The 25809-nt window shown below is 68.1% G+C and carries 26 protein-coding genes; 14 read left to right on the forward strand and 12 right to left on the reverse strand.

What is annotated here, in order from left to right; genetic code table 11:
- Positions 1–52: 52 nt before the first annotated feature.
- The gene (locus AC1RRV_RS03445; protein ID WP_492858181.1) at positions 53–1237 is read right to left on the reverse strand and encodes a deoxyguanosinetriphosphate triphosphohydrolase; all 1185 of its coding nucleotides are present in this window, start codon (positions 1235–1237) and stop codon (positions 53–55) included.
- A gap of 88 nt (positions 1238–1325) precedes the next feature.
- On the opposite strand from AC1RRV_RS03445, the gene erpA reads away from it, so the two are divergent.
- On the forward strand, positions 1326–1658 hold the full coding sequence (gene erpA / locus AC1RRV_RS03450; RefSeq protein ID WP_492858182.1) for an iron-sulfur cluster insertion protein ErpA: 333 nt from the start codon (positions 1326–1328) through the stop codon (positions 1656–1658).
- 61 nt (positions 1659–1719) lie between these two features.
- Complete coding sequence (locus tag AC1RRV_RS03455) at positions 1720–2658, forward strand: alpha/beta hydrolase (protein WP_492858183.1); 939 nt, start codon at positions 1720–1722, stop codon at positions 2656–2658.
- On the opposite strand, the gene AC1RRV_RS03460 is transcribed toward AC1RRV_RS03455, so the two are convergent.
- Positions 2655–2981 carry a hypothetical protein gene (locus AC1RRV_RS03460; RefSeq protein WP_492858184.1) on the reverse strand — a complete coding sequence of 109 codons (327 nt, stop codon included), beginning with the start codon at positions 2979–2981 and terminating at the stop codon, positions 2655–2657. The two genes, AC1RRV_RS03455 and AC1RRV_RS03460, sit on opposite strands and share 4 nt — an antisense overlap.
- A 100-nt stretch (positions 2982–3081) precedes the next feature.
- Between AC1RRV_RS03460 and xth the strand changes: the two genes are divergently transcribed.
- The 4 genes from xth to AC1RRV_RS03480 all read left to right on the forward strand — a co-directional run bounded on the left by xth (position 3082) and on the right by AC1RRV_RS03480 (position 7544).
- On the forward strand, positions 3082–3870 hold the full coding sequence (gene xth, locus AC1RRV_RS03465; protein ID WP_492858185.1) for an exodeoxyribonuclease III: 789 nt from the start codon (positions 3082–3084) through the stop codon (positions 3868–3870).
- Positions 3871–3931: 61 nt separating this feature from the next.
- Positions 3932–4462, forward strand: a complete 531-nt coding sequence (locus AC1RRV_RS03470; protein ID WP_492858186.1) for a hypothetical protein — start codon at positions 3932–3934, stop codon at positions 4460–4462.
- A 43-nt stretch (positions 4463–4505) separates the two neighbouring features.
- Entirely contained in the window at positions 4506–5456 is a 951-nt protein-coding gene (locus AC1RRV_RS03475; protein ID WP_492858187.1) for a hypothetical protein, read from the forward strand.
- 120 nt (positions 5457–5576) lie between these two features.
- Complete coding sequence (locus AC1RRV_RS03480; protein ID WP_492858188.1) at positions 5577–7544, forward strand: potassium transporter Kup; 1968 nt, start codon at positions 5577–5579, stop codon at positions 7542–7544.
- Between the two features lie 17 nt (positions 7545–7561).
- Here AC1RRV_RS03480 and AC1RRV_RS03485 read toward each other — a convergent pair whose 3' ends face one another.
- A complete protein-coding gene (locus AC1RRV_RS03485) occupies positions 7562–8494 on the reverse strand; it encodes a Gfo/Idh/MocA family protein (protein WP_492858189.1) in 933 nt (310 codons plus the stop codon).
- Between the two features lie 124 nt (positions 8495–8618).
- Between AC1RRV_RS03485 and AC1RRV_RS03490 the strand changes: the two genes are divergently transcribed.
- Positions 8619–9644, forward strand: coding sequence for an NADP-dependent oxidoreductase (locus tag AC1RRV_RS03490; protein ID WP_492858190.1), 1026 nt, complete (start codon positions 8619–8621; stop codon positions 9642–9644).
- 60 nt (positions 9645–9704) lie between these two features.
- Complete coding sequence (gene kdsA, locus AC1RRV_RS03495; protein ID WP_492858191.1) at positions 9705–10556, forward strand: 3-deoxy-8-phosphooctulonate synthase; 852 nt, start codon at positions 9705–9707, stop codon at positions 10554–10556.
- On the opposite strand, the gene AC1RRV_RS03500 is transcribed toward kdsA, so the two are convergent.
- Positions 10553–10864, reverse strand: coding sequence for a copper-binding protein (locus tag AC1RRV_RS03500; RefSeq protein WP_492858192.1), 312 nt, complete (start codon positions 10862–10864; stop codon positions 10553–10555). The genes kdsA and AC1RRV_RS03500 overlap by 4 nt on opposite strands.
- A gap of 323 nt (positions 10865–11187) precedes the next feature.
- Here AC1RRV_RS03500 and mdoH point away from each other — a divergent pair, with 323 nt between their 5' ends.
- The gene (gene mdoH, locus AC1RRV_RS03505; protein ID WP_492858193.1) at positions 11188–13179 is read left to right on the forward strand and encodes a glucans biosynthesis glucosyltransferase MdoH; all 1992 of its coding nucleotides are present in this window, start codon (positions 11188–11190) and stop codon (positions 13177–13179) included.
- A 93-nt stretch (positions 13180–13272) separates the two neighbouring features.
- On the forward strand, positions 13273–14187 hold the full coding sequence (locus AC1RRV_RS03510) for a cobalamin biosynthesis protein CbiG (protein WP_492858194.1): 915 nt from the start codon (positions 13273–13275) through the stop codon (positions 14185–14187).
- Here AC1RRV_RS03510 and AC1RRV_RS03515 read toward each other — a convergent pair.
- Positions 14184–15599, reverse strand: a complete 1416-nt coding sequence (locus tag AC1RRV_RS03515; protein ID WP_492858195.1) for an MATE family efflux transporter — start codon at positions 15597–15599, stop codon at positions 14184–14186. The genes AC1RRV_RS03510 and AC1RRV_RS03515 overlap by 4 nt on opposite strands.
- A gap of 112 nt (positions 15600–15711) precedes the next feature.
- Here AC1RRV_RS03515 and AC1RRV_RS03520 point away from each other — a divergent pair, with 112 nt between their 5' ends.
- The gene (locus AC1RRV_RS03520) at positions 15712–16746 is read left to right on the forward strand and encodes an SDR family oxidoreductase (RefSeq protein WP_492858196.1); all 1035 of its coding nucleotides are present in this window, start codon (positions 15712–15714) and stop codon (positions 16744–16746) included.
- Here AC1RRV_RS03520 and AC1RRV_RS03525 read toward each other — a convergent pair.
- Positions 16743–17225 (reverse strand): hypothetical protein, encoded by a 483-nt coding sequence (locus tag AC1RRV_RS03525; protein WP_492858197.1) that lies wholly within the window; start codon positions 17223–17225, stop codon positions 16743–16745. The genes AC1RRV_RS03520 and AC1RRV_RS03525 overlap by 4 nt on opposite strands.
- A 135-nt stretch (positions 17226–17360) precedes the next feature.
- On the opposite strand from AC1RRV_RS03525, the gene AC1RRV_RS03530 reads away from it, so the two are divergent.
- On the forward strand, positions 17361–17747 hold the full coding sequence (locus tag AC1RRV_RS03530) for a VOC family protein (protein ID WP_492858198.1): 387 nt from the start codon (positions 17361–17363) through the stop codon (positions 17745–17747).
- A gap of 7 nt (positions 17748–17754) precedes the next feature.
- Positions 17755–18807, forward strand: a complete 1053-nt coding sequence (locus AC1RRV_RS03535; protein WP_492858199.1) for a ThuA domain-containing protein — start codon at positions 17755–17757, stop codon at positions 18805–18807.
- Positions 18808–18814: 7 nt separating this feature from the next.
- On the opposite strand, the gene AC1RRV_RS03540 is transcribed toward AC1RRV_RS03535, so the two are convergent.
- The 4 genes from AC1RRV_RS03540 to AC1RRV_RS03555 all read right to left on the reverse strand — a co-directional run bounded on the left by AC1RRV_RS03540 (position 18815) and on the right by AC1RRV_RS03555 (position 21301).
- Entirely contained in the window at positions 18815–19897 is a 1083-nt protein-coding gene (locus AC1RRV_RS03540; protein ID WP_492858200.1) for a peptidoglycan DD-metalloendopeptidase family protein, read from the reverse strand.
- A gap of 47 nt (positions 19898–19944) precedes the next feature.
- Positions 19945–20505 (reverse strand): DUF2239 family protein, encoded by a 561-nt coding sequence (locus AC1RRV_RS03545; protein ID WP_492858201.1) that lies wholly within the window; start codon positions 20503–20505, stop codon positions 19945–19947.
- Entirely contained in the window at positions 20502–20840 is a 339-nt protein-coding gene (locus tag AC1RRV_RS03550; RefSeq protein WP_492858202.1) for a GIY-YIG nuclease family protein, read from the reverse strand. The genes AC1RRV_RS03545 and AC1RRV_RS03550 overlap by 4 nt, the downstream gene beginning before the upstream one ends.
- Positions 20841–20914: 74 nt before the next feature.
- Positions 20915–21301, reverse strand: coding sequence for a hypothetical protein (locus AC1RRV_RS03555; protein WP_492858203.1), 387 nt, complete (start codon positions 21299–21301; stop codon positions 20915–20917).
- A gap of 151 nt (positions 21302–21452) precedes the next feature.
- On the opposite strand from AC1RRV_RS03555, the gene AC1RRV_RS03560 reads away from it, so the two are divergent.
- Positions 21453–22277 (forward strand): tetratricopeptide repeat protein, encoded by an 825-nt coding sequence (locus AC1RRV_RS03560; protein WP_492858204.1) that lies wholly within the window; start codon positions 21453–21455, stop codon positions 22275–22277.
- A gap of 3 nt (positions 22278–22280) precedes the next feature.
- Here the strand turns inward: AC1RRV_RS03560 and AC1RRV_RS03565 are convergent, their stop codons facing one another.
- Both AC1RRV_RS03565 and AC1RRV_RS03570 read right to left on the reverse strand, forming a co-directional pair.
- Positions 22281–25079, reverse strand: coding sequence for a TonB-dependent receptor (locus AC1RRV_RS03565; RefSeq protein ID WP_492858205.1), 2799 nt, complete (start codon positions 25077–25079; stop codon positions 22281–22283).
- 332 nt (positions 25080–25411) lie between these two features.
- A complete protein-coding gene (locus AC1RRV_RS03570; protein WP_492858206.1) occupies positions 25412–25765 on the reverse strand; it encodes a DUF1428 domain-containing protein in 354 nt (117 codons plus the stop codon).
- Between the last annotated feature and the right edge of the window lie 44 nt (positions 25766–25809).

Here is a 25809-nt window from a genome sequence, read left to right on the forward strand (position 1 = left end):
TGGCAGACGGAAGGCCGCTCGCGTCCCCGCTCTGGGGCCCAGGCCTCCCGGCCTAGTTCCAGACGTCGAGGTGGAACAGCTTGCGATGCTCTTCTATCGCGAAGCGATCGGTCATGCCGGCGATGTAGTCGCACACCACCCGGGCCCGGCCGGCTTCGTCGCGATTCTGCGACTTTGCGAACCAGACGGTCGGAAGGACCTCCGGCTCGTTCAAAAAGAGCGTGAACATTTCGCCCAGAATACGGCGAGCCTGGCTGCGGGTCCGATTGACGCGCCAGTGACGGTACATTCGCTCGTAGAGGAAGGCGCGCAGGCGGGCCAGGTCTTCGGCCATGTCAGGCGAGAACGCCACCAGGGCGTGGTCCAGGCCGCGAACCTGATCAGCCGACTGCACGCCGGTGGCGGCGGCGCGCTGCAGCGTCTCGCCCATCACGTCGTCGATCATCGCGCCGATCATGCGGCGGATGGCCTCCAGGTGGGTCAGGCGCGGGTCGAGGTCGGGGCGCTCGCTCTTCACGGCGAACAGGATCGGGCCGATCAGCGGCACGTCCATCAGGTCTTCCAGGGTGAACAGGCCGGCGGTCACGCCGTCGTCGACGTCGTGGTTGTTGTAGGCGATGTCATCGGCCAGGGCCGCGACCTGCGCTTCGGCCGAGGCCCAGGTGTCCAGGCCCAGCCCATACTCGTTGTCGTACTTGGAGATCGCCTTCCAGGACGGCTTGCCCAGTTTGTTGGTCACCGGGCCGTTGTGCTTGATGATCCCTTCGAGGGTCTCCCAGGTCAGGTTCAGGCCCAGGAAGTCCGGATAACGGTGCTCGAGCTCGGTCACCACGCGGAAGGTCTGCACATTGTGGTCGAAGCCACCGTACGGCTTCATCTGGATTTCCAGCTCGTCCTCGCCGGCGTGGCCGAACGGCGGATGGCCCAGGTCGTGGCCCAGGGCGATGGTCTCGGCCAGGTCGCTGTCCAGGCCCAGGGCCGTGGCCAGCGAGCGCGCGACCTGCGCCACTTCCAGCGAATGGGTCAGGCGCGTGCGGAAGTTGTCGCCCTCGTGGGCCACGAAGACCTGGGTCTTTTCCTTCAGCCGGCGGAAGGCCGAAGTATGGATGATGCGGTCACGGTCGCGGGCGAACGGGGTCCGGGTTCGGCTTTCGTCCTCCTTGAACCGACGGCCCTTCGACTTGAAGGGATCTTCGGCATAGGGCGCGCGGGGAACGAAGTACGGGGCCTGGGACATTAACCGCCTTTATCGCTTTGGACGATTTGGCCCCTTCCGTCAGGGCCGCGACATCCTCATATAGGCTAAGGATGACCTTTCCACAGCCATGACCCAAGTAGACTTAACGCTTTCCGAAAACGCCGCTCGGCGGATCAAGACCATCGCCGCGAGCGAGGGGCGCCCCCTGATGTTGCGCGTCGCCGTCGACGGCGGCGGCTGCTCGGGCTTCCAGTACCGTTTCGATCTGGTCGACACCGTCGAGGACGACGACCTGAAGATCGAGCGCGACGGGGCCGCGGCCCTGGTCGACGTGGTGTCCATGGCCCTGCTGAAGGGTTCGGAGATCGACTTCGTCGACGAACTGGCCGGGGCGGAGTTCCGGGTCCGCAACCCGAACGCCAAGTCCAGCTGCGGCTGCGGCGTCAGCTTTTCAATCTAAGGTTTCGCTTCTAGGATTGCCGTAACGCCGGGTCGTCGAGTCGGCTTTCGGGACTCTTAGCATGCTCGCCATCGCCTTCGCCGCCAGCCTGGCCGCGACAGCCGCCGCTTCGCCCGTCGAAACCTTTGTCGAGATTTCGGGACCGCTGAAGGGCACGCAATTGGCGCCCGCCGCCGGCGCCAAGGCGCCGGTCGCGGTGATCCTGCCGGGTTCGGGCCCCACCGATCGCGACGGCAACAGTCCGCTTGGGGTCAAGGCGTCGACCTATCGCCTGCTGGCCGAGAGCCTGGCCGCCCAAGGCGTGACGACAGTGCGCATCGACAAGCGCGGCCAGTTCGCCAGCGGCGCGGCCGCGGCCGACGGCAACAAGGTGTTCATCGCCGACCTCGCCACCGACGCCAACGCCTGGGCGGCCGACCTGAAGAAGCGCACCGGCGCCCCGTGCGTATGGTTGATCGGCCACAGCGAGGGCGCCCTCGTCGCCGAGGTCGCCGGCCAAGCCGGCAAGGATCTCTGCGGCGTCGTCCTAGTGTCCGGCTCCGGCGAAAAGCTTGGTGACACCCTTCGCCGCCAGCTCAAGGCTGGCGTGCCGGCGGGACCGATCCTCGACCAGAGCCTGGCCAATATCGACACTCTGGAGGCCGGCGCCGACGTCGACGCCTCGACCCTGCCGCCGGGTCTGCAGAGGCTGTTCGCGCCGCAGGTTCAACCTTTCCTGAAGGCCGTCTTCGCCTACGATCCGGCGCTGCTGGTGAAAACCCTCGAGGGTCCAGTGCTGATCGTGCAGGGTGCGACCGATCTCCAGATCACGCCGGACAACGCCAAGCGATTGAAGGCCGCCAGGCCCGAGGCGACCTTGGTCGAGCTCGAGGGCGTCAATCATGTGCTCAAGGTCGCCCCCGTCGACCGGGCGAGCAACATGGCCGCCTACGCAGATCCGTCGCTCCCCCTGGCGCCCGGCGTGGCCGAAGCCATCGCCGGCTTCATCAAGACTCACTAGCTCGGCACGAACTGGAGCAAGGTCAGCGTCGCCGCGCCCCAGGCCAGCGGCGCGGCCATGGCGGCCCACGCCCCCTGGGTCTCGCCTTTGCGCCACAGGATCCAGCCGGCCAGCGGCGAGAGCAGACACACCACCCAGAACAGCGCCGCGAGCAGGAAGCCCACCCAGGCCACCGGGTTCAGCAGGTTGCCGTTGTCGAAGATCACCGGCGTGAAGATCGCCAGGATCGCCCCCACCACCGCCAGGGCTCCGCACACAACCGTGGCCAGGACCAACAGCAGAACCTGCTTCGATACGCGCGGCGACTTGAGCGAGACCTTCATGCGCCGCCCCTTTTCTAACACTTAGTGCGTGGCGGACGCCAAAACCGCTCACACTTTTGGCTGCCACGCACTAGCCTCCGGCCGCAGTCTGGAGCCGTCAATGCGTATCGCCACCTGGAACGTCAATTCGATCAACGCTCGCCTGGAAGGCGTCCTGGCGTGGTTCGAATCGGAAGCGCCCGACGTGGCGGTGCTTCAGGAGATCAAGTGCGTCGACGAGAAGTTCCCGACCGAAGCCTTTGAGCGCCTTGGCTACAACGTCGTCGTCCACGGCCAGAAGACCTACAACGGCGTGGCTCTGCTCTCGAAGTTTCCGCTCGAGGATGTCCGCAAGGGCCTGCCGTTCCTGTTCGACGGCGAGGTCGACGAGCAGTCGCGCTATGTCGAGGCGGTGATCGGCGCGCCGACGCCCTTCCGCGTGGTCGGCATCTACCTGCCCAACGGCAATCCGATCGGCACCGAGAAGTTCGACTACAAGCTGGCCTGGATGCGCCGCCTGCACGCCCACGCCAAGGGCCTGCTGGCGTTCGAGGAGCCCTTGGTGATCCTCGGCGACTACAACGTCATCCCCGAGGCCGAGGACGTGGCCAATCCCGAGGCGTGGGTGAACGACGCCCTCTTCCAGCCCGAGAGCCGGGGCGCGTTCCGGGCCCTGAAGAACCTGGGCCTCGCCGACGCCTACATGCAGGTCGATGGCGCGCCGGGCGGCTACACCTTCTGGGACTATCAGGCCGGCGCCTGGCCGAGGAACCTGGGTATCCGCATCGACCACCTGCTGCTCTCGCCCCAAGCCGCCGATCGGTTGACCGACGTCGTCATCCACCGCGACGAACGCGACAAGGAAAAGCCCTCGGACCACGTGCCGGTGGTCGGCCACTTCCGCGACTGACGCGGCTGGACAAACCTGAGGTTTAGCCGCAAGTATGTGAACACTCACTTCAGAGGTTCACATGTTGATCGCCGCCGTCCTGATACTGGCCTTGGCCGATCCCGCGCCGGCGCCCAAGAGCCCCACCCCGCCGTATTCGGCGCTCACCTCCTCCACGGAATCCGCGCGCTACGCGCTCATCCACGGCTGCCTCGCGGCGGCCCGACGGAGTGGAAAACTGGCAGACGCGCCAAACCACTTCATTCGGCTCGTGGACAAGAAACGCGGCGTCTATCGAATGACCGGCGCCGGCCACATCGAGCTGTCCGACACCCCGCCCCAGGTCGGCTGCTACACCCGCGTCGGTCACGGCAAGGCCGAAGCCCTGCGGAGCATGGCCCTGGGGCTACTGGAAGCGGAAGGCCCCGTGCGGCCGATGGTCGACAGCGGCCCAGGCTCGAGGGATTCCATCGGGTCCTTCCGGCAGGAGACCCACTGCGCCCGGATCGCGGGGCGCCCGTGGGCGGTTCTGATCTCGACGTCCGAGGAAAGGCGCCGGCCGGCCCTGCAGCTGTCGCTTATCCCCAGCGACGGCAAGATCTGCGCTTCCTGACCCCCTGTCGCGGAATCGGGACTCCCGCTAGCCTGTCCCGACTATGAGCGAACTCGCGCGTCTTTTGCTGTTCGTGGCCATCGCCGGCTCGGCGGTGACGTTTCTTGGCAGCCTGGCCATCTGGTATGGCGACGAGGACCGGCGCATACGCCGCGCCCTGCGCAATGTGCTGAAAAGCGAGCCCGAAGGCGTGATGGTGGCCCGCGGCCGGGGTCGCGGCGCCGGCTTCTCGTTCTCCACCAACCTGTTGGCCGTGGCCTGGGACCGGGGCGGCTGGTGCCTGGTCTATCGCCTGGAAGAGCTGATGGGGGCCGAACTGCTGGTCGACGGCCAGGTGATGGGCCGCGTGTTCCGGGGCGAAGGCCGCCGGGCCATCGACCATGTCGCGCCCCAGGCCCAGACCGTCACCCTGCGCCTGGTTTTCGACGATCCGCGCCATCCCGACTTCACGCTGGAGCTCTGGACTCCGGGTGACGAGCAGCGCCGCGAGAGCCGTTCGCCCGGCGAACTGATGCAGGAAGCCAATCGCTGGCTGGCCCGCTGCGAGGCGATCGTCCGCCGCCCCCTGCCACCTCGCCCGCCGCGTCCGGAGCCGCAAGTCGCCTCGCCGCCCGCCGCGCCCGTGCCGGCCGCCCGTCCCGCGCCCGCGCCCGCGCCCGCGCCGCCGCCGCCGCCGCCGGAGGAGGAGCCGTTCTACGACGACGAGGACGATGAGGACGACGACTACCGCGCACCGCCGCCCCTGCCCGGCACCCCGCCGCCCCTGGCGCGGCGCTCGTCGTTCGACGGCGTTCAGCGTCCGGCGCCGACCCGCCCCGGGTCACGCCCCCCGCCGCCCGCCGCCGAACCCGACATGTTCGACGCCCCGCCCTGGGACGACGACGAGGCCGACATCCCCAGGCCGCCGCCGACGCCGACCTACAAGCCGGTTTCCAAGGCCCGCCGCGATGACGCCAAGGATCAGGACGAGCTGCCCTTCGATATCGACGAGTGAGCCGGCGGCGGCGTCGCGATCACGCTTTCGAGAGGTTCGGCTTTTCGTTTGCTGCAGTGCACGCACGGGCGTAAAGCGCCGCCGCCGGACCTGAGCCGGCGCTAGGAGCCTTGAGCTTACATGGCGGGCAAAGATCCCCTCGCCGCTGCCGCCTCCGCTACCCCGACTACCCAAGCTTCCAACCACGGCCACGCGGCGTCGCGTTTCTGGCCGCTGGCGCTGGGCAGCGTGGGCGTCGTGTTCGGCGACATCGGCACCAGCCCTCTCTACGCTTTCCGCGACGCCCTGGAAGAAGCCGCCCGCGACGGTCTGGTCCGCCCCGAAATCATGGGCGTGCTGTCCCTGGCCCTCTGGGCCCTGATCCTGGTGGTCAGCATCAAGTACGTCCTCTTCCTGATGCGCGCCTCGAACAAAGGCGAAGGCGGGGTGCTGTCGCTGATGGCCCTGGCCCAGCAGGGGGCCAAGGGCCGGACCGGGCTGATCTTCGCGCTCGGCGCCATCGGCGCGGCGCTGTTCTACGGCGACGGGATCATTACGCCGGCCGTGTCGGTGCTGTCGGCGGTCGAAGGGCTCAAGTCCGTGAAGGGCTTCGAGCACTGGTTCGGGACCCAGGAGGTGATCGTCGTCAGCCTGGTGATCCTGACCGCCCTGTTCGCCTTCCAGGCCAAGGGCACGGCCAGGGTCGCCACCATCTTCGGCCCGATCATGGTCTGCTGGTTCCTGTGCCTCGGGGCCCTGGGGATCTGGCACATCAAGGACGACCCGGCGGTGCTGGGCGCGATCTCGCCGACCTATGCGATCTATTTCCTGACCCATCACGGCCTGACCGGCTTCCTGGTCATGGGCGCGGTGTTCCTGACCGTGACCGGGGCCGAGGCCCTGACCGCGGACATGGGCCACTTCGGGCGCGGACCGATCCAGGTCTCGTGGTTCACCCTGGCCCTGCCGATGCTGGCGCTGAACTATTTCGGCCAGGCGGCCCTGGCCTCGAAGGCGCTGGCCGCCGCCGAGGCCGCCGGAACCGGCCTACCGAACGCCGACTGGTTCTTCCTGCTGGCCCCGCACCAATGGCGGCTGGGCCTGGTCCTGTTCTCGGGCGTCGCCACCGTCATCGCCAGCCAGGCGGTGATCACCGGCGCCTTCTCCCTGACCCAGCAGGCGATCCAACTGGGCCTGCTGCCGCGCATGGACATCAAGATCACGTCCTCGACCGAGGCCGGCCAGATCTATGTCGCGCCGATCAACTGGCTGCTGTTCGTCGGCGTGGTGCTGGTGGTGCTGTCGTTCCGCTCGTCCAGCGCCCTGGCCCACGCCTACGGCATCTCGGTGACCGGCACAATGGTGGTGACCACCATGCTGGCCTACATCGTCGTCCGCCACGTCTGGAAATGGCGCCTGGCCGCCGCCCTGGCGCTGATCGTGCCGCTATTCGCCCTCGACCTGACCTTCTTCGCCGCCAACCTCCTGAAGGTGCTGACCGGCGGCTGGGTCCCGCTGGCCCTGGGCGCAGGCCTGTGCCTGCTGATGGCGATCTTCGTCACCGCCACCGAGCGTCTGCGGGCCAAGCTCAGCAAGGACGGCCTGCCGTTCGGCGACTTCCGCGAGATGATCCTGCGCCGCCCGGCCGCCGCCACGGCGGGCACGGCGGTCTTCCTGACCTCGGACCCCGACACCACACCGCCGGCCCTGATGCACAGCCTCAAGCACTTCAAGGTGCTGCACGAGCGCAACGTGCTGCTGAAGGTGGTCAGTGAAACCAGGCCCCACGTGCCTGACGACGAACGGGTCGAGACCCAGGTGCTGGACGACCGCTTCTCGCTGGTCACCCTGCGCTACGGCTACATGGAGAGCCCGAACATTCCCAAGGCGCTGGCGGCCTGTCGCAAGCAGGGCCTGAAGTTCGACATCATGAGCACGTCGTTCTTCGTCAGCCGTCGCACGATCGTGCCGTCGACGGCCGGCGACGCCCTGCCGGCCTGGAAGCGCAAGCTCTTTACCTTCCTGACCCGCAACGCCGCCGATCCGACCACCTTCTTCCACCTGCCGCCAGGACGGGTGGTGGAGCTGGGCACACAGGTCAGCCTGTAAGGCCCAGGCGGAGGGTCCTACCCCTCCGCCGCCTGCTCGACCGCCAGCGCCAGATCGAGGGCGCGCGCGGCCTCCTCGCCGGTGACCACGGGCCGGGGGGCCTCACCGCGCACGGCGGCCAGGAAGCCGGCGACCGACAGGCCTAGCGGGTCCTTGCCGGCCGGGGTTTCGGTGAAGTTCTCGATCAGCGGATAGGGCGTGGTGTTCCGGAAGGTGCGGGCCAGGAAGTCGATCTCGACCTCGCCCGACGGGTAGACGACCTTCATGGTCCGCTCGCGGGCCTCGGCGACGCGCGAGCTGTCGAAGACCGCGGTGAAGCCGTTGTCGAACGTGGCCTCGGCCTTCACCCAGTCCAGCGACGTGGAGCGGGTGATGGCGCCCTCGCCTTCCACCGCGATCGGCTCGCCGTCGCACAGCGCCAGGGCCAGGTCGATGTCGTGGATCATCAGGTCCAGCACGACCGAGACGTCGAGGTTGCGGTCCGAGGGCGTGCCCCGTCGCACGGCTTCCAGGCGCAACGGCTGCTCGGGGATGTCCAGCAGGCCCATGGCCTGGAACACGACCCGCTCCTGGTGACCGCAGGCCAGGGGGAGACCCGCCCAGGCTGCGACGGCGACCATCCGGTCGGCGTCCTCGGGCGCGACGGCCAGGGGTTTCTCGGAATAGACCGGCTTGCCTGCCTTCAGCGCCGCGAGGGCCGCGCTGGCGTGGTGGACGGCGGGCGTGGCGACCGTGACCACGTCGACGGCGGCCAGGAAGGCCTCCATGTCATCGAAGCCCGCCGCGCCCAGCGGCTCCGCCAAGGCCTCGGCGCGCGCGAGGTCGATGTCGAACACGCCGACCAGGGTCACACCGTCCAGCTCGGCGTACTTCTTGGCGTGATAGCCGCCGAACACGCCGGCGCCGACGACGCCCGCCCTCAGGGGACGAGAAGAAAGCTCTTGGGTCATGCCCGGCTGTCTACCGCGCTTCGTCGCCGCTTAGAAGCACTGGAGCCGCCGGCAAGGACGCGCTAAACATCCGTTTAAATTAGCAACGCTTGCCGTCCCACGGCACGCTCCCCGGAGGAACACCATGACCACCTCGCGCGAGATCCGCCTGAAGAGCCGTCCCGTGGGCATGCCCAAGGACTCCGATTTCGAACTGGCCACCGTCGAGCTGCCCGCGATCGGCGACGGCGAGGTCCAGGTCAAGAACCTCTGGATGTCGGTCGACCCCTATATGCGCGGCCGCATGTACGACCGCCCCAGCTATGTGCCGCCCTTCCAGATCGGCCAGGCCCTGCAGGGTGGCGCGATCGGCGAAATCGTCGCCTCCAACGATCCGGACTTCAAGCCGGGCGACATCGTCAATTCGATGTTCGGCTGGCGCGAGGCCTTCAACGCTCATCCCAAGTCCCTGGCGGCCGCGGGCATGGGGGCGATCACCAAGATCGACACCCACGGCATCCCGCCCCAAGCCTTCCTAGGCGTGGTGGGCATGCCGGGCATGACGGCCTACGCCGGCCTGCTGCGCGTCGCGGCGCTGAAGGACGGCGACGTCGTCTTCGTCTCGGCCGCGGCCGGCGCCGTCGGCTCGATCGTCTGCCAGATCGCCAAGCTGAAGGGCCACACCGTGATCGGCTCGGCCGGCGGCCCCGAGAAGGTGGCGTTCCTGAAGTCGATCGGCGTCGACCACGTCATCGACTACAAGGCCACGCCCGACGTGGTGGCCGAGCTGGCCAAGGTCGCTCCCAAGGGCATCGACGTCTATTTCGAGAATGTCGGCGGCGTGCACCTGGAGGCGGCCATCAACTCGGCCCGCCCCTTCGCCCGCTTCGCCCTGTGCGGAATGATCTCGCAGTACAACGAGACCGGTAAGCCCGAGGGCCCCTCGAACATCATCCTGGCGGTGGGCAAGAGCCTGCGCATGGAAGGCTTCATCGTCTCGAACCACTACGACCTCTATCCGCAGTTCGCCAAGGACATGAGCGAGTGGATCAAGGCCGGAAAGGTCACCTGGAAGGAAACCGTCGAGGACGGTATCGGGCGCGCCCCGGACGCGTTCCTCAAGCTCTTCACGGGCGAGAACCTGGGCAAGATGCTGGTCAAGCTGGGCTAGTTGCGGCCCTACTCCTGGGCGTAGATGCGGCCTTCGCATCTACGCCCTTTGGAGATTCCCATGCCCGTCGCCCGCCTCAAGCGCTGGAACCTCTCGATCGGCGACGGCCAGCCGCTGGCGGTGATCGCCGGGCTGAATGTTCTTGAGAACCTGGACCTGGCCCTGTCCGTCGGCCGGGAGCTCAAGGCGATCACCGCCGAGCTGGGCCTGCCCTATGTGTTCAAGGCCAGTTTCGACAAGGCCAACCGCTCGTCGATCACCAGCTATCGTGGCCCGGGCCTGACCGAGGGCCTGAAGCTGCTGGCCGAGATCAAGCGCCAGCTGGATGTGCCGATCGCCACCGACCTGCACGCGCCCGAACAGGCCGAGCCGGTCGCCGCCGTGGCCGACCTCGTCCAGATCCCCGCCTTCCTGGTCCGCCAGACCGATCTGATCGTCGCCGCCGCCAAGGCCACGGCGGCGAATGAAGGCCTGATGCACGTCAAGAAGGCCCAGTTCCTGGCGCCCTGGGACTGCAAGAACATCATCACCAAGGCCCGCGAGGCCGCCCCCGACCTGGAAATCGTGCTGTGCGAGCGCGGCGCCTCGTTCGGCTACAACAACCTCGTGGTCGACATGCTGGCCATCGGCCAGATGCGGGCGCTGGGCGTGCCGGTCAGCATCGACGCCACCCACGCCGTGCAGCTGCCGGGCGCCGACCCGCGCACCGGCGGGGCCTCGACCGGCGGCCGACGCGAGGGCGTGCCGATCATCGCCAAGGCGGCGGTGGCGGCGGGGGCCGACGCCGTCTTCCTGGAATTCCACCCCGATCCGGACAAGGCCCTGTGCGACGGGCCCAGCTGCCTGCCGCTGGATGGCGCGGCGGCGCTGCTCAAGACCCTGAAGGCCGTGCACGAGGCCGTGCGGGTCTAGGGGCGCGTTTCCAGCTTCGACACTTCCAGCCCGTCCGGCGCCTTCTTGAACTGGAACGTCACCCGCGCGCCGGGCGTGATCGGCGCTTCGGCCAACACGTCGGCGTAAACTTTGAATTGATCGCGGCCGGGCTTCAGGCCCGCCGCGCTCGCGCCGTCGTGATCGAGCGTGAGAATCTGGCCGTCCAGGCTCGAAATCACCCCCTGAGCGTCATAGGCTGGCAAGGATTCCGTCGACGCCATCGCCTGAACGGCGCTCGGGCGTGAGGCGGCGTGATGATCAGCCTTCTCGCACGCGGCCAAGCTCAAAACGGCGAAGGCCAGGGCAAAAGCTCTAAAATTCATAGCCTTAATAAATTTCCTCGGAGCGTCTGGCGCCCGACACACGACGCCCTCCCCATGTTTTTTCTCGCAACTGCGAAATCAGCGTGATTTCTGGTAGCGAATTTGTGATCGAAGTTTTACTGTGGGAACACCGGTGGCTCTCCACGCCGGTTTTCGACCGTCATTGAAGCCGTCACCAACACCTCGGCCCGTTCCCTAGCGGACACTCGGCGGGGCGGAAAGGGGCCAGCGGCGTCGAAACGCGCGGAGAGAGCCCGGCTCGCCGGAAAAGTCCGAGATCTGACGATATGAGCGATCGCTCCGCCCTCTTCGACGTGCGCTCCTCCACGAGCGTGACCCTCGATCAGGTCGTTCGCCGTGACACGGTCGAGATCCCGGCGGAAGTTCCGCTGGCCATGCCGGTCCAGCCGCTGGGCTTCTGGCAAGGCGGCCCCCGCCGCGCCACGGCGCTGGTGGCCAATATGACCATGCGACGCTGGATCGTGGCCCTGGCGACCATCGTCATGGGCTTCGCCGGCTGGAAGGCCACCTTCGACACCGTGGCCTTGGGCGGCGTGACCCGCCTGGAAGGCGTCGTCATCGCCTTGCTGGCCCCGCTGTTCCTGGCCCTGTCGCTGTGGTTCTGCACGGCCGTCGCCGGCTTCGTGATCCTGCTGGGCAAGCCCAAGGATCCGCTCGGCATCGACGGCGAGGCCCCGATGCCCAAGCTGCACACGCGCACGGCCATCCTGATGCCGGTCCACAACGAGGACGCCGCCGCCGTCTTCGCGCGCCTGCGCGCCATGGACGCCTCGATCGCCGAGACGGGCATGAGCCGCCACTTCGACATCTTCGTTCTCAGCGACACCCGCGACGCGCAGGTGGCCCTGGCCGAGCAGGCCTGCTTCGCCCGCTTCCGCCGCGAGGCCAACAGCAGCGTCTACTATCGCGTCCGCAAGGAAAATACGGGCCGCAAGGCCGGCAACGTCGCCGACTGGGTCAGCCGCTGGGGCAGCGCCTACGAGCACATGCTGGTCCTGGACGCCGACAGCCTGATGACCGGCGAGGCCATGGTCCGCCTGGCCGACGCCATGGAGCGTCACCCGGGCGCCGGCCTGATCCAGACCATGCCGATGATCATCAACGGCCAGACGATCTTCGCCCGCACCCTGCAGTTCGCCACGCGCCTGTATGGCCGCGTCGCCTGGACGGGTCTGGCCTGGTGGTCGGGCACGGAGAGCTCCTTCTGGGGCCACAACGCCATCGTCCGCACCCGCGCCTTCGCCGAGACCTGCGGCCTGCCGCACCTGGCCGGCCCCAAGCCCTTCGGTGGCGAAGTGATGAGCCACGACGCCCTGGAAAGCGCCCTGCTGCGCCGTGGCGGCTGGAGCGTTCACCTGGCGCCGTACCTGGAAGGCTCGTACGAGGAGAGCCCCTCGAACCTGCTCGACTTCGCCACGCGCGACCGCCGCTGGTGCCGCGGCAACGTCCAGCACGTGCCGCTGATCGCCCTGCCCGGTCTGCACTGGATGAGCCGCATGCACCTGGTGATCGGCGTGCTGAGCTACGCCCTGTCGCCGCTGTGGTTCATCGCCCTGACGGCTGGCATCACCTCGCGCGCCCTGATGCCCGAGTTGAAGAAGGCGGCCTTCACCATGGCCGACCTGCAGGCCGCCGCCCACGCCCTGATCGACTGGCGCGAGATCCAGGCCACCGCCTGGGCCATGATCATCACCTTCCTGCTGCTGTTCGGGCCCAAGATCATGGGTTCGATCCTGGTCTTCTCGCGCAAGGCCGAGACCAAGGGCTTCGGCGGCAAGCGCCGCGTGGCCGCCGGCCTCGCCGTCGAGATGCTGCTGTCGGCCCTGGTCGCCCCGATGCTGATGTTCACCCAGACGCGCGCCATCGTCGAAATCCTGGCCGGCAAGGTCGGCGGCTGGGCCACCCAGCGCCGCGACGCCGACCGGGTCAGCTTCCACGAAGCCTCGGTCGCCATGGGCTGGATCAGCGCCACCGGCCTGATCCTGTGCGCGACCTTCTGGTTCACGCCGGACCTGTTCACCTCGACCGCCCCGATCCTGCTGGGTCTGGTCCTGGCCGTGCCGCTGACCATGCTGGGCGCCAACAAGGTCGCCGGCCTGAAGCTGAAGGCCAACGGCCTGTTCATGACCCCGGAAGAGCGTCGCCCGCCGGCCATCGTCCGCGCGGCCCTGGGTTCGTCGTGCGAACCGCCGATCCGCTGGTTCGCCCGCGACGGTCGCCCGATCGGCCCGACGACCAAGATCCGCGACGCGGCCTGATATCTTCTGACTTTCAGCCCTGTTCCCGTCTGGCCCCTCGCGCCGGACGGGAGTAGAAGCGCGGCTTCGTTTCCTGCCAGGGAGCCGCGTATCGTGTCGCGTCTGTTCAGCGCCTATGTGATCGTCGACTGGAGCGCCGCGGCCAAGCCGACCACGGGCGCGGACTCCATCTGGATCGGCGTGCTCAAGCGCGACGTGCGCTTCCGGCTCACCTTTGAAAGCTACAATCCCGCGACGCGGGGCGAAGCCGAGACCCGGCTCGCGGCCGTCCTCGACGATCTGAAGAAGCGCGGCGAGCGCGCCCTGGTGGGCTTCGACTTCCCGCTGGGCTTCCCGCGTGGCCTGTCGAAGGCCCTGGCCCTGCCCGGCGAGACGCCCTGGCGCGCGGTCTGGGACCAGCTGGCCAAGATGGTCAAGGACAAGGCCGACAACACCAACAACCGCTTCGGCGTCGGGTCGGAGATAAACCGCCGCCTGACCGGCGGCCCGTTCCCGTTCTGGGGCTGCCCGCCCAAGGACGCCCTGACCACGCTGCAGCCCAAGCGTCCGCGCGAGCATGGCGCCGACGACCTGCCCGAGTTCCGCTACACGGATGAAGCGGCCCAATCTTCCGTAAAAGGAGGGGGCGCGCACTCGATCTGGAAGCTCTACTACAACGGCTCGGTCGGCGGTCAGGCGATCGTCGGCATCCCGGCCGCGCGCCGCCTGAAGGATGCGCGCTGCGAAGCCGTGCGGGTGTGGCCGTTCGAGACGGGCTTCAAGGCCCTGACCGAAGCCGACCTCGAAGGCGTCGCGGTCGTGGTCGCCGAGGTCTATCCCTCGATGGTCAAGGCCGTCCCGGCCTCGGGCGAGGTCAAGGACCTGGCCCAGGTGCGGAACCTGGCCGAACACTTCGCCAAGCTCGACGAGGCCGGCAAGCTGGGCGCCGCCTTCGCCGCGCCCAAGGGCCTCGCCGACGAGGTGGTGCAGGCCGCGGCGACCGAAGAAGGCTGGATCCTGGGCGCCTAGGCGCGCTCGGCCGCCAGCTTTCGATCCCGCCAGTCCAGTATTCTGAACCGGCCCACCAAGAAGCCCGCCGCCAGGAAACTGGTGACGATGATCGAGATCAGAACCCCGTTCAGGCCCATCCCACGCGGGATGGCCAGCCACCAGGCCAGCGGCCCCATGACCAGGGCGTAGCTGATCAGGTGGGTCGCCGTGGGCACCCACACCTCGCCACGCGCCCGCAGGGCCTGGGCCGCCACCACCTGCACCGCGTCGGGCGCGAGGAAGAGGCAGGCCAGAACCAGGGCGGGCAGGATCAATTCCAGGGCCGCCGGATCGGCGGTGTAGGCCAGCGCCACCCAATGCTTGGCCGGATAGAGCAGCAGGCCACACAAGATCCCGACCACGGCGATGACCGAAAAGGCGATCCAGCCGGCGCGGGTCATGCCCGCCGGATCGCGGGCGCCATAGGCTCGCCCGACCTGCACCGCCGTGGCCGAGGCGACGCCGAGCGGGATCATGAAGATGATCGCCGACACGTTCAGCACCACGGTATAGGCCGCGACCGCCAAGGCGCCGATCCAGCCGCAGATCAGGTTCATGCCGGCGAAGGCCGAGACCTCGAAGAAGTTCGATGCGCCGGCGCCGTAGCCGATGCGGCGCTGCTCGATCTCGGCCGGCCGGTCGCGCGCGGGCTTGTCGAAGACCCCCAGTTCGCGGGCCTCCTTCATGCGCACGACGTAGACGGCCAAGGCGACGGCGAGCGCCGTGCGGGCGACGAAGGTCGCCCAGGCCCCGCCCGTCGCCCCCATGGCGGGCAGGCCGAAGGCTCCCGGCACGAACAGCAGGTTGGCGCCGAGGTTCACGATATTGGCCAACCACATCATCACCGCCCCAGGCCCCGGCCGCGCCAGGCCTTCCAGCCAGAAGGTCAGCACCACCGAGACCGCATAGACCGGGAGGGAAAGAGAGAAGACGATCAGCGGCACGGTCGCGCCGTCGGCCAGCCCGTCCTTCAAGCCCATGGCGTGCAGGAACAGCGGCCCGAACACCGCCAGCACCGCCGCCGAACCCAGACCCAACCATGTCGCGTAGACCAGGCCTCGGCGCAGGACGGCGCCCGTCTCGTGCCGGTTGCCGGCGCCGATCGCGCGGGCGGTCATCACCTGCACCCCGACCAGCAGCCCGACGGTGGCTGTCACGAACACCGAGGTCGGGGCCCAGGCCATGGCGTGGAAGCCTAGCTGACGGGCCGAGAAGTGGCCGACGACGATCGCGTCCGTCAGGCCCATGATCATGATGCCCAGGCGCGACAGCACGACCGGCCCCGACAGGCGGAGCAGTTCGATCAGATCGGTCATGATGGGGCCGCGCGGCCGCTTCGGAGGAAGCGCCGTTCCGGCCGCGTCGCGCGGCATGGTCGTCACCAATGTCAAAGAAGGCGGGCAAGGTGGCCCATGCCCGTTTTCCGGGCAACACGCATTTAGTGACGGTGGGAACATCGCGCCACCCCAGTGGTTTTCCGGGCTCAGCCCAGGAGGAAGCCCGATGGCCGAGACCCAGACTCCCCAGTTCGAAAAGAACGCCGACCGCGTCGCCCAGGCCGAGCGTGACATCCAGGCTCCGCTGGACGCCAAGGAAGAGCGATCCTTCAAACCCCAGGATGGCGAGCCCAAGGAAGACAAGAAGGACGACAAGCGGAGCCACGCCATGCAGGCCGGCGCCCGCCCCTACCCCGCTCCGCCCTTTCCCGAGCAGCACCAGGCCAAGCCCGGCGACGAAGCCGCGCTGGATCCCGCCCCGATGTACGACGCGCCGTTCTACAAGGGCTCGGGCAAGCTGGAGCACAAGGTCGCCCTGATCACCGGCGCCGACAGCGGCATCGGCCGCGCCGTGGCGGTGCTGTTCGCCCGCGAAGGCGCGGACGTCGCCATCGCCTATCTCAGCGAGGACAAGGACGCTCAGGAAACCAAGGCCGCCGTCGAGAAGGAGGGCCGCCGCGCAATCCTGCTGCCCGGCGACGTCGCCGACCCGGCCTACGCCAAGGCGGCCGTCGAAAGGACCGTGGCCGAGCTCGGCCGGCTGGACGTCCTGGTCAACAACGCCGCCTTCCAGGAGCACGTCACCGACTTCGAGGACCTGACCGAAGAGCACTTCGACCGCACCCTGCGGACCAACCTCTATGGCTATTTCCACATGGCCAAGGCGGCGGTGAAGCACCTGCCCAATGGTGGGTCGATCATCAATACCGGCTCGGTGACGGGCCTGCTCGGCAACAAGGACCTGCTGGACTATTCGATGACCAAGGGCGGCATCCATGCCTTCACCCGGTCCTTGGCCACGCACCTGATCGAGAAGGGCATCCGCGTGAACGCCGTGGCGCCGGGCCCGGTCTGGACCCCGCTGAACCCCGCCGACAAGCTTGGGCCGCAGGTCGCCCAATTCGGCGCCAGGACGCCGATGAAGCGCGCGGCCCAGCCCGAGGAGATCGCGCCGGCCTACGTGTTTTTGGCGTCGCCGCAGATGTCGAGCTACATCACGGGCGAGATCCTGCCGATCATCGGCGGCTACAACGGGGGTTAGTGCGGCCACACCTCGGTCAGCACCTTGGCCTGGCCGTCCTTGAGGCTGACCTCCATCGAGGGTTCATCCGGCTTGCCGGCCGCGAACAGCTCGTAGATCACCATGCCGTCGGCCTGCTTGCTCTCGATCACCCGAACCGGCGTGATCGCCTTGCCCGAGGCCGCCGCCGTGTCGCGCACCAGCTTCGGGGCGTCGGTCCAGGCGACGTCGCGCTGGGTCTCGACGATCTGCCAGCCGCCGTTCTTCTCAAGCAGGTCGAACTCGATCTCCGAGCCGTCGGGCATGACGCCCTCGACGTCGTAGTAGCGGCGGTCCTCCCGCTCCTTCAGCTCGGCCTCCTTGATGGTCATGGCGGGCGCCGCGGCCTTGACCACGGCGACGACGGCGGCCGGCAAGTCCTTGGCGGCGACGGGCGTGATCTTGGTTTCGGCCATGGGGGCCAGGGCGAGGGTCAAGGTCCAGAGGACATGAACGGTCATGGCGATCTCCTGGAGAGACTAACGCTTGGACGATAGCCGCCTTTCGCGTCTTCAACGATGCGAAGGCTGTATCGCAGGGGCGCTGACAGCCGCCTGACGCGTGCTATGCAATCGCCCAACCCAAAGGAGTCGCAAATGGCCCGCCGCGTCGCGCTCGTGTCCCTGCTGGTCGCCGACTATGACGAGGCGATCGCCTTCTATGTCGGCAAGCTGGGCTTCACCCTGGTCGAGAACACCGACATGGGCCACGGCAAGCGCTGGGTCGTGGTCTCGCCCGGAACCGACGGCACGGACTTCCTGCTGGCCCAGGCGGTCGGCGACCAGGCCGAAGCGATCGGCCGCCAGGGCGGCGGCCGGGTCTGGCTGTTCCTGCACACGGACGACTTCGCCGGCGACCACGCCCGCATGACCGCCGCTGGCGTCACCTTCCTCGAGGAACCTCGCCACGAAGCCTACGGCACGGTGGCGGTGTTCGAGGACCTTTCCGGCAATCGCTGGGACCTGCTGCAACCCAAGAGCTGAGACGACGATGACCCGCCTGCTGACCGTTTTCGCGGCCGCCGCCGCTCTTGCCTTGCCGCTCGCGACCCAGGCGGCGCCGGCGAAAATCCGTGTGCTGTATCTCGACCAGTCCGTCGGCTTTGTGCACAGACCGGTCGCCCGGCCCAAGAACAGCAACGGTCCGACCCAATCCGAGATCGCCCTGGCCGAGATCGCCGCCAAGACCGGCGCCTTCACGGTCGAGTCCACCCAGGACGCTCGGATCATCACCCCCGAAAAGCTGAAGGCCATCGACGTCCTGGTCTTCTACACGACCGGCGAGCTGCCGATCTCGGCCGAGAACTGGGCGGCCGTGCAGCAATGGGTCCAGAGCGGCAAGGGCGGGTTCGTGGGGCTGCACAGCGCCACTGACACCCACTGGGACTATGAGGGACCGGGCGAGACCTACACCGCCTTCATCAACGGCAAGTTCGCCGGCCACCCGTGGACGATGGGCACGCCGATCACCGTCCAGGCGCTTGGCCAGGTCGGGGGCGGCGCCGATCCGGTCAACAAGGCCTGGCCGGCCCGTTTCGCCTATGCCGAGGAGATCTATCAGTACTCGGACTACGACCCCGCCAAGGTCCGCGTTCTGCAGGCCCTGGACTTCACCGAGACGGCGCTGAAGCGGCCCTGGTTCGTGCCGGTCACCTGGACGCGCCAGATCGGCCACGGTCGTCTGTTCCAGACCAGCATCGGCCACACCCCCAGCACCTGGAACGACCCGCGCTATCGCGCCCAGATCGTCGACGCGATCCGCTGGACCGCCCATCGCATGCCGGGAGCCGCCAAGCCCAATGCCGACGAGCAGGCGCTTTGGGCCCTGCGCTCTCTGCTGGCCTATGACGGTCGCCCCAAGGCCGAGGTCGAGGCGCGCCTCGCCAAGCTGGCCAAGGCCGATCCGACCTGGCTGCGCGACGCCGCCGCCCGCACCGCCGCCCTGCGGCCGCTGTGGCCGGCCAAGCCGGACAGCGACCGCACCAAGTTCGACGCAGCCTACAAGGCGGTGCTGGACGAGGTGGTGGCCAAGTCCGGCGGCTAGACAGGCTCTAGCGGCTCTCCATCACATCCCCGCTGTCGATCGCGCCGGACGGCAACGGCGAACGCTTGTCGCCGCGCACGCGCGTGAGGCCGCTGAACGCGCTGGGGACGCCCTCCGCCGCGAAGGTCGGGCCGTCCATCAGCTGGTAGTGCAGGTGCGGGAACATCGAGGTCCCCGAATTGCCGACGGCGGCGACGGCCTGACCGGCCTTGACCGCGTCGCCCTCCTTCACGCTTACGCTGCCCTGTTTCAGGTGACCGAGCGCGCTGAACGTCCCGTCGGCGTGGCGGACGATCACATAGTTGCCCAGCACCAGGTTCGGCCGGGCCTGGAAGGTCGAGGGATCGAACTTGCCGTCGTCGGTCTGGCCGTTTTCGATCTCGACCACCACACCGGCGGCCGGGCTGCGCACCGGCAGGCCAAAGCTCAGGTGGTTCTCGTTGCGCGCCGGGTCGCCGACGACGCGCCGCCCCTCGCCGTCCACACGGACCAGGTCATAGGAGTAGCGCATGGCGTTGCTGGAGAAGCCGAAGCCCATGATGGCCGGGTGGCTGTAATCCCAGCGCCGGTGGTGACCCAGCAGGTCATGGCCGTCCCAGACCCAGACCTTGCCGGCCAGCGGCAGGGCCAGTTTCAGGGCCGAGGCCGGCGGGGCGCGGAAGCTGGCCTTGGCCGTCCCGGTGACTGAATCCCCCTTGCCCTCGCTAGGCGACAGCTCCACCTCGACCCGGACGCCGCCGGCGGCGATGTCGGCCGGGAGCACCGGGAACGGGTTGAACACCAGCCGCGCCTCGCCGGGCTTCAGCGGCGCGAAGGCCAGGGTCTGGACCGACGGCGCGACGCCGTTGCCGTCGACGCGGCGCTCCAGCACCTCGCGACCCGAGGCGTCGACGACATGGACCGTCAGGCCCGAGACCTCCAGCGGCTTGTCGCCGTCGTTGCGGACCAGAATGTCGAAATTGGCGCTCGGCCCCGCGCTGGCAGGCTCCAGATAGGGCCGCTCCGGCAGGATCTTGATGGTTTGGGCGGCGGCCGCGCCGGCGCACGAGGCCAGCAGCAGCGCCGCGACGGCGGTCTTCACATGGTTCATAGGTCCCTCCGAGCCGGACCCTGCCACGCGCCTCGCCGGTCCGCCGCTTAAACCTCCGTCATGTCCGGACCGAAGGCCTCGGCGGCATAGGTCCGCAGCTGGGCGGCGACGTCGGCGGGCCAATCCTGAATCCGCGCCTCGAAGCCGGCGTCGTCGCCCGCGAACAGCGCGCGCATCGCTTCCTCGAAGCCGGGCAGATTGCCGCCGATGGCCGAGGCGAAGCGATAGGCTGCCTCACGCGCGGCCCGGACGCGATCCGGCCCTTCACCGGCCCGCCGCGCGGCCTCGACCAGTTTGCGCAACGCCACCGACGCCCCACCCGGTTGGCTGGCCAGCCAATCCCAGTGCCGGGGAAGCAGGGTCACCTCGCGCGCCACCACGCCCAGCTTGGGTCGTCCCCGCCCCTTCGGCGCTTCGACGGGTTCGGCCAGCCGCTGGGTGACCGCCTCCGCCCCGCCGCTGAGGTCGAAATCGACCCCGCGCCCGTCCGGCCCGAAGATCAGGACGCCGGTCTCGCCCGCGAGCGCTTGGGCCGCCAGCGCCGCTTCGAGCCGCGAGCCGACCGCCACGCGCGCCGGACCGTGGAAGACCACATACTGCCCGCTCATCGGCTCAGCCCCTTGGCGTTCAACGCGCCGGTCCAGTGATCGCGGCGCTCTTTCAGGCGGCTGGCGCGCCCGAAGGCGTCCAGCTCGTCCACGTCGACCGCCTCGACGCGTTCGAAAGCGAAGGCGTCCGCGCCATGCGTGTTCCAGGCGGCCTGCAGGGTCGGCTCGCGGTGCGACCCCAGCCGCAGCGAGAACCAGACCCCGTTCTGTCGTGTGGAAAGGTCAGGCGTCGCGCCGACCCAGGCCTCGCCGGTCGCGGCACAGCGCACGGCGTAGATGCCGGCCTCGACCTTGCGTTCCTTGTATGCGCGCAGCAGCGCCTTGCGTCCGGACATGTAATTTCCTCGGGGCGAGCCTTCTGGTTCGCTTTTTACCCGGAAGAAATTAGGAGTCAATATTGCCCGGGTAATTATGTCGACGTGGGCCGGTACGCGATGTAGCCCCGCTCGACCATCCGCCGCGTGGCCTCGTAGACCGCCGAGAGTTCGTCATAGGCTGTCCGCAGATGGGCCAGTCGCGCGACCTGGGCCTCGGAGAGGCTTGTCCCCGCATCGGCCATGGCCGCGGCCTCGGCCACCCACTTGGCGCGCGCGGTGGCGGCGGCCACGGCCAGGCGCTGGAAGCGTTCGGCGTCGGTATGCGGGATCGTCGCCCCCAGCACCGCCTTGTTCGAGGCGAAGGCGGTGTAGTCGATCTGCTCCAGATAGCCGCGCAGGCGGCGTTGGTCCTGAGGATCGACATCGCTGGGTTCGAAGTGGTCGCCGGTGCGGCGCGTGCTGGAAGTCATGATCGCCATGACGGTCTCCATCCGGCCGAGCGCGGCCGTTCAAATCAGCCTGCGCCTCACAGTTTAAGGACGGGTTGAGAGCGATGAAAGTCCATGGCTGTCGCGGAGGTTGATTTATTACGGATGTAGAATAGCCTGAACTTCAATCTGAGGAGCCGTTATGCGCCTGATCGCCCCGTTGCTTGCCATCGCCCTCGCGGTCGCACCGCTCCCGGTCCTCGCCGCCACCCAGACCATCACGACCTTCCAGGCCTCGGGTCAGGAGGCCAAGGATCAGGCCGTGGTCATGAAGGTGATGCGGAGCGGCTCGCTGCAGGCGGCCAAGGCGTTCGAGAAGGATCTGGTCGCGGTGCTCGACCATGCCCCGGCCAAGTATCCGCAGATCGAGCGCAAGGGCGACATGACGATCGTGCGCTCCACCTCCGGCCAGGGCGGCATGAGCGGCGCCATCATGATGAGCGCGCTCAACGGCAAGGACGGCAAGGCCGGAACCACCGCCACCGCCTTCAACGTCTATCCGATGGCGGCCCTGCTGCTGGGCTCGATCGCCAATGAGCGGCGCGATCCGCGTGCCGCGATCGCCTATCTGGACAGGGGCCTGGCTTTGCAGCCCGACAACATGATGCTGATCACCGAGAAGGGCGCGGCGCTGGGGGTGCTGCAGCGCTTCTCGGACGCGCTGGAGCTCTATCAATCGGCCGAGAAGACCGACTTCGTGACCAAGATGCTCGACCCTGGCGGCGAGGCGCGCCTGTTGCGCGGCAAGGGCTTCGCCCTGATCGAGCTGAAGCGCCTGGACGAGGCCGAGGCGGCCTATGTGGCGGCCCTCAAGCTGGAGCCGAACCACGCGGGCGCCAAGGGCGAGCTGGATTACATCCGCAAGCTCCGCGCGGGCGAGGGCCAGCGGAAGATCGGCCTCGTCACCGGCGACAAGGCCCAAAGCGGCGAGACCCAGGGCGTCGCCGCCGCCCCGGCCAAGCCTTAGCCCCTAAAGCAGCTTGCGGAAACCGATCCGCACCGTGCGGCCCAACGGGTCCAGGTAGTCCTTCTGATAGGCCTGGGGCGTGACGCCGTTCTGGTCGCGCACCGTCTGCTTGGTGTCGAAGATGTTGTTGAAGTTCAACGACACCTGCGCGCCCTTCAGGATCGGATGCTTGTCGACCAGCTTCTTGCGCGCCGGCGCGGCGAAGTTGGCGAAGAAGTTCAGGTCGAGGGTGGCCAGGTCGGAGAAGTACAGCGTCTGGCCGCCGGTGCCGCCGCCGTTCACCCAGGTCTGGTCCTTCCAGTTGCCGCTGAACCGCACGCCCAGGCCGTCCTTGAAGTAGCCGCCCTGCACCTGCACCTCGTGGCGGGCCTGGCCGCTGCGGGAATTGATCGCCGAGCCGTCCAGCTGGTCCAGGACCGGCAGGCCCTTGCGGATGGTCAGCTCATCGGTCAGGCGCCAGGTGTGGTAGACCGACAGCTGGAACATGCCCTGGCCGGGCCGCATCATGCCGCCGCCGCCGCCACCCGGGCCGACCATCATCATACCGCCGCCGCCGCCACCACCACCGCCGCCCGGACCGCCGAAGCGCATCATGCCACCGCCACCGCCGGGCCCGCCGCCGGGACCACCAGGGCGAGCGCCGCCCGGACCACCAGGAGCCCCGGGACCGCCAGGCCCCGCCGCGGCCGGCGTCGGCTGACCGACCGGCTTGAACAGGTTGAAGCCCCAGCGGATGTTCTCGGTCTCGGCGCTGGCGAAGTTCACCGGTCGAGCGTCGATCGCCAGCAGGCGTCCGCCAGCGTCGCGCGTGAAGCGCTCGGGGAAGGCGCGCTCCAGGTCCGGCGTGATAGCCGGGAAGCCGGAGATCATGTTCTTGGTCTCGGCCCGCGTGTAGGTCGCGTTGAACGTCAGCTCGAGCTTCTCGATCGGCTTGTAGTTCACGCCGAACCTGGACACCTGGCGATTGTCGTTGCGCAGGTTCGGGTTGCCGCCGTCGGTGCGGGTGATGATCACGGTCTGGCCGGTCGTGAAGTCGAACACCGAGACGTTCGGCGTCACCACGGTCGGGTCGTTGATCTGGTTGGTCGAGGGCGCGCCTTCCTCGTCGGTATAGTTGACGTTGAAGGTGAGCGGCTTGATCGGCGACCAGTTCATGCCGCCGCCCAGCGTGGTCAGCCCGCCCAGGTCCGACAGGTTCTCGTAGCCGAAGTTGAAGTTGGTCGAGAGGTCACCCGCCTTGGCCAGGACGTTGTTGCGCGTGCTGGTGATCGGCAGGTTGAAGCTGGTCTGGAAGTTCTCGCGCGTGCGGGTGATGTCCCGGGTGGTGGTCACGCCCGAGCGCACGGTCTTGGAGTCGAGGCCGCGGGTGTCCGCGCCGAGCTTGAAGGTCGTCTGCAGGCCACCGGCCGGCAGCCGGAACAGGTTGCCGTTCAGGACCAGTTCGGCGCTGGCCGAGGTCGAGACCGAGTGCGCGGTGTCGGGCGCGGCGGCCTTGTAGAGGTTGGAGGCGATGGTCCCGAACGGATTGACGCCGGGATCGCCGGCGGCCACCGCCGCCTGGAAGGCCGAGGCGTCCAGCCCGCGACCGGTCGTGGTGTCGGTCTTGGTGCGATCGAAGTCGCCCGTCAGGTTCCAGCGCCAGTCCTTGATCCGGCCGTTGGCGGCCGTGCTGAACTGCGTCCGCAGAGTATCGACGTCGCGCGACAGGGCGCCCGGCGCCTCGATGAAGCGATAGCCGGTCACGGTCCTGGAGAACGGCGAGAACGGGCTGCCGGTCGGCAAAGAGAACGTCACGCCCGGCAGGCCGAGCAAGGCGTGGCTGGCGCTGCTCTCGAGGTTGCCCGTGACGGTCAGCTGAGTGGTTCGGTTCAGATCACGGCTCATCGAGCCGCGCAGCGTGGCGCGATCGGACTTGGAGATCAGCGAGCGGTTGGCCGTCAGGTCGCCGGTGTTGTAGCGGCCGGCCAGCGGGGTGAAGGCCGAGAGGCTGGCCTTGCCGGCCTGGGCCGCGTCGGGCACGCCGGCCGTGGTGACGGCGCTTCCGACCAGGGCCGACAGCGCCGGATCGATCTCGCCGCCGCCGACGCCGCTGATGTTGCCGACCAGGTCGAACGGCTGGCCGTTGGGGGCGCGGACGATGTTGCGGTCCGTCTCCATCAGATACGGGTCGTGCGACAGCTGGACATCGACGTTCCAGCGCTTGTCGCCGTTGATGTTCACCCGGTTTCCGCCCCCGCTCGGCGAGACGCGGCCGCCGTCGGTGGCGATCGTCGCGGCCGCCTGGGTCTGCGTCGAGTGGTAGTTCTTCTTCAGGATGATGTTCACGACCCGCTGATCGGCCTTGTAGCCGTAGCTGAGCGCCAGTTCCTCGGGGAACACCTGCCACCTCTCGATCGCCTCGGGCGGGATGCCCTGGATCTCCTGGAAGCCCGAGATCCGGCGGCCGTTGATCAGCATTACCGGCCCACCACCGCCATCGCGGCCGCGCGTGCTGGTGGTCTGGGGCGTCAGCATGGTCAGCAGCTCGCCGATGCTGGTGGCGCCGAAGCTCTTGATCTCTTCCTCGTTGAGCTCGATCTCGGGCTCGATATTGCTTTCGACCCGGCCGCGCGGGTCGGCCTGGATCGTCAGGCCGTCGACCTCGTTGGGACCGTCATCCTTGGCCGGCGCCTTCTTCTGGTCGTCCTCGGCGGCCACGGCGGCTGGGATCGCCGACGGCGCCGGAAGCGTCGCGACGGCGGCGCCAGTAGGATCGAGCGCGGCGGCGGCCAGCCCATAGAAGAGCACGGTCGAAAGGGTCATAGAGGCCCACGGAAAACACGAGTGAAGGGGACGCCGACACTCATGGCGCCAACGCTGGGTTGCTGCTCCTTACGGGGCCGCGACGCCCTCCGCAACGCCCTCCGGAATTAACAAAGAGCAATGCAGCATAAACCACACAGCGGTGTGTCTTCCGGCGCCTATATCGCGCTCAGCCTTTGAAATATCGTCACAATTTCGGCCGTGACGTGTGGCCATGGAAATGATGTTACAAATGGGAAACAAACTGCGCGCCCGTGCCGCAGGTGTCCCAAATGACGGGATTTGGCGTCGCTCGCGGGACCTTCGACGCGAGCGACGCAACCTTGAGGTGTCTAGCGTTCCAGGAAGGCCTGGAAGCCTCCGAAGATCATCCGCTTGCCGTCGAACGGCATGCTGGCCATGTCGGCCTTCAGTCGCTCGTCGGCCATGACCTTGGCCATGATCTCGTCGCGGCTGGCGCGGTCCTTGTAGGTGATCCACGAGAAGATCACGATCTCGTCCTCGGTCAGCTGGACCGCGCGCGGGAACGAGGTGACTTCGCCATAAGGCGCGTCGTCGGCGATACATTCCACATAGGACAGCGCGCCGTACTCCATCCAGACCTCGGCGCCCTTCTGGGCCAGGGCCTTGTAGGCCTCCAGCTTGTCCTTGGGCACCGGAACCACGAAACCATCAACATAGGCCATGACGTCCTCCTTATGTGTCGTTGACGGGACAAGGACGTTCGCTA

Source organism: Caulobacter sp. GW821-FHT11E10, from assembly GCF_058808375.1.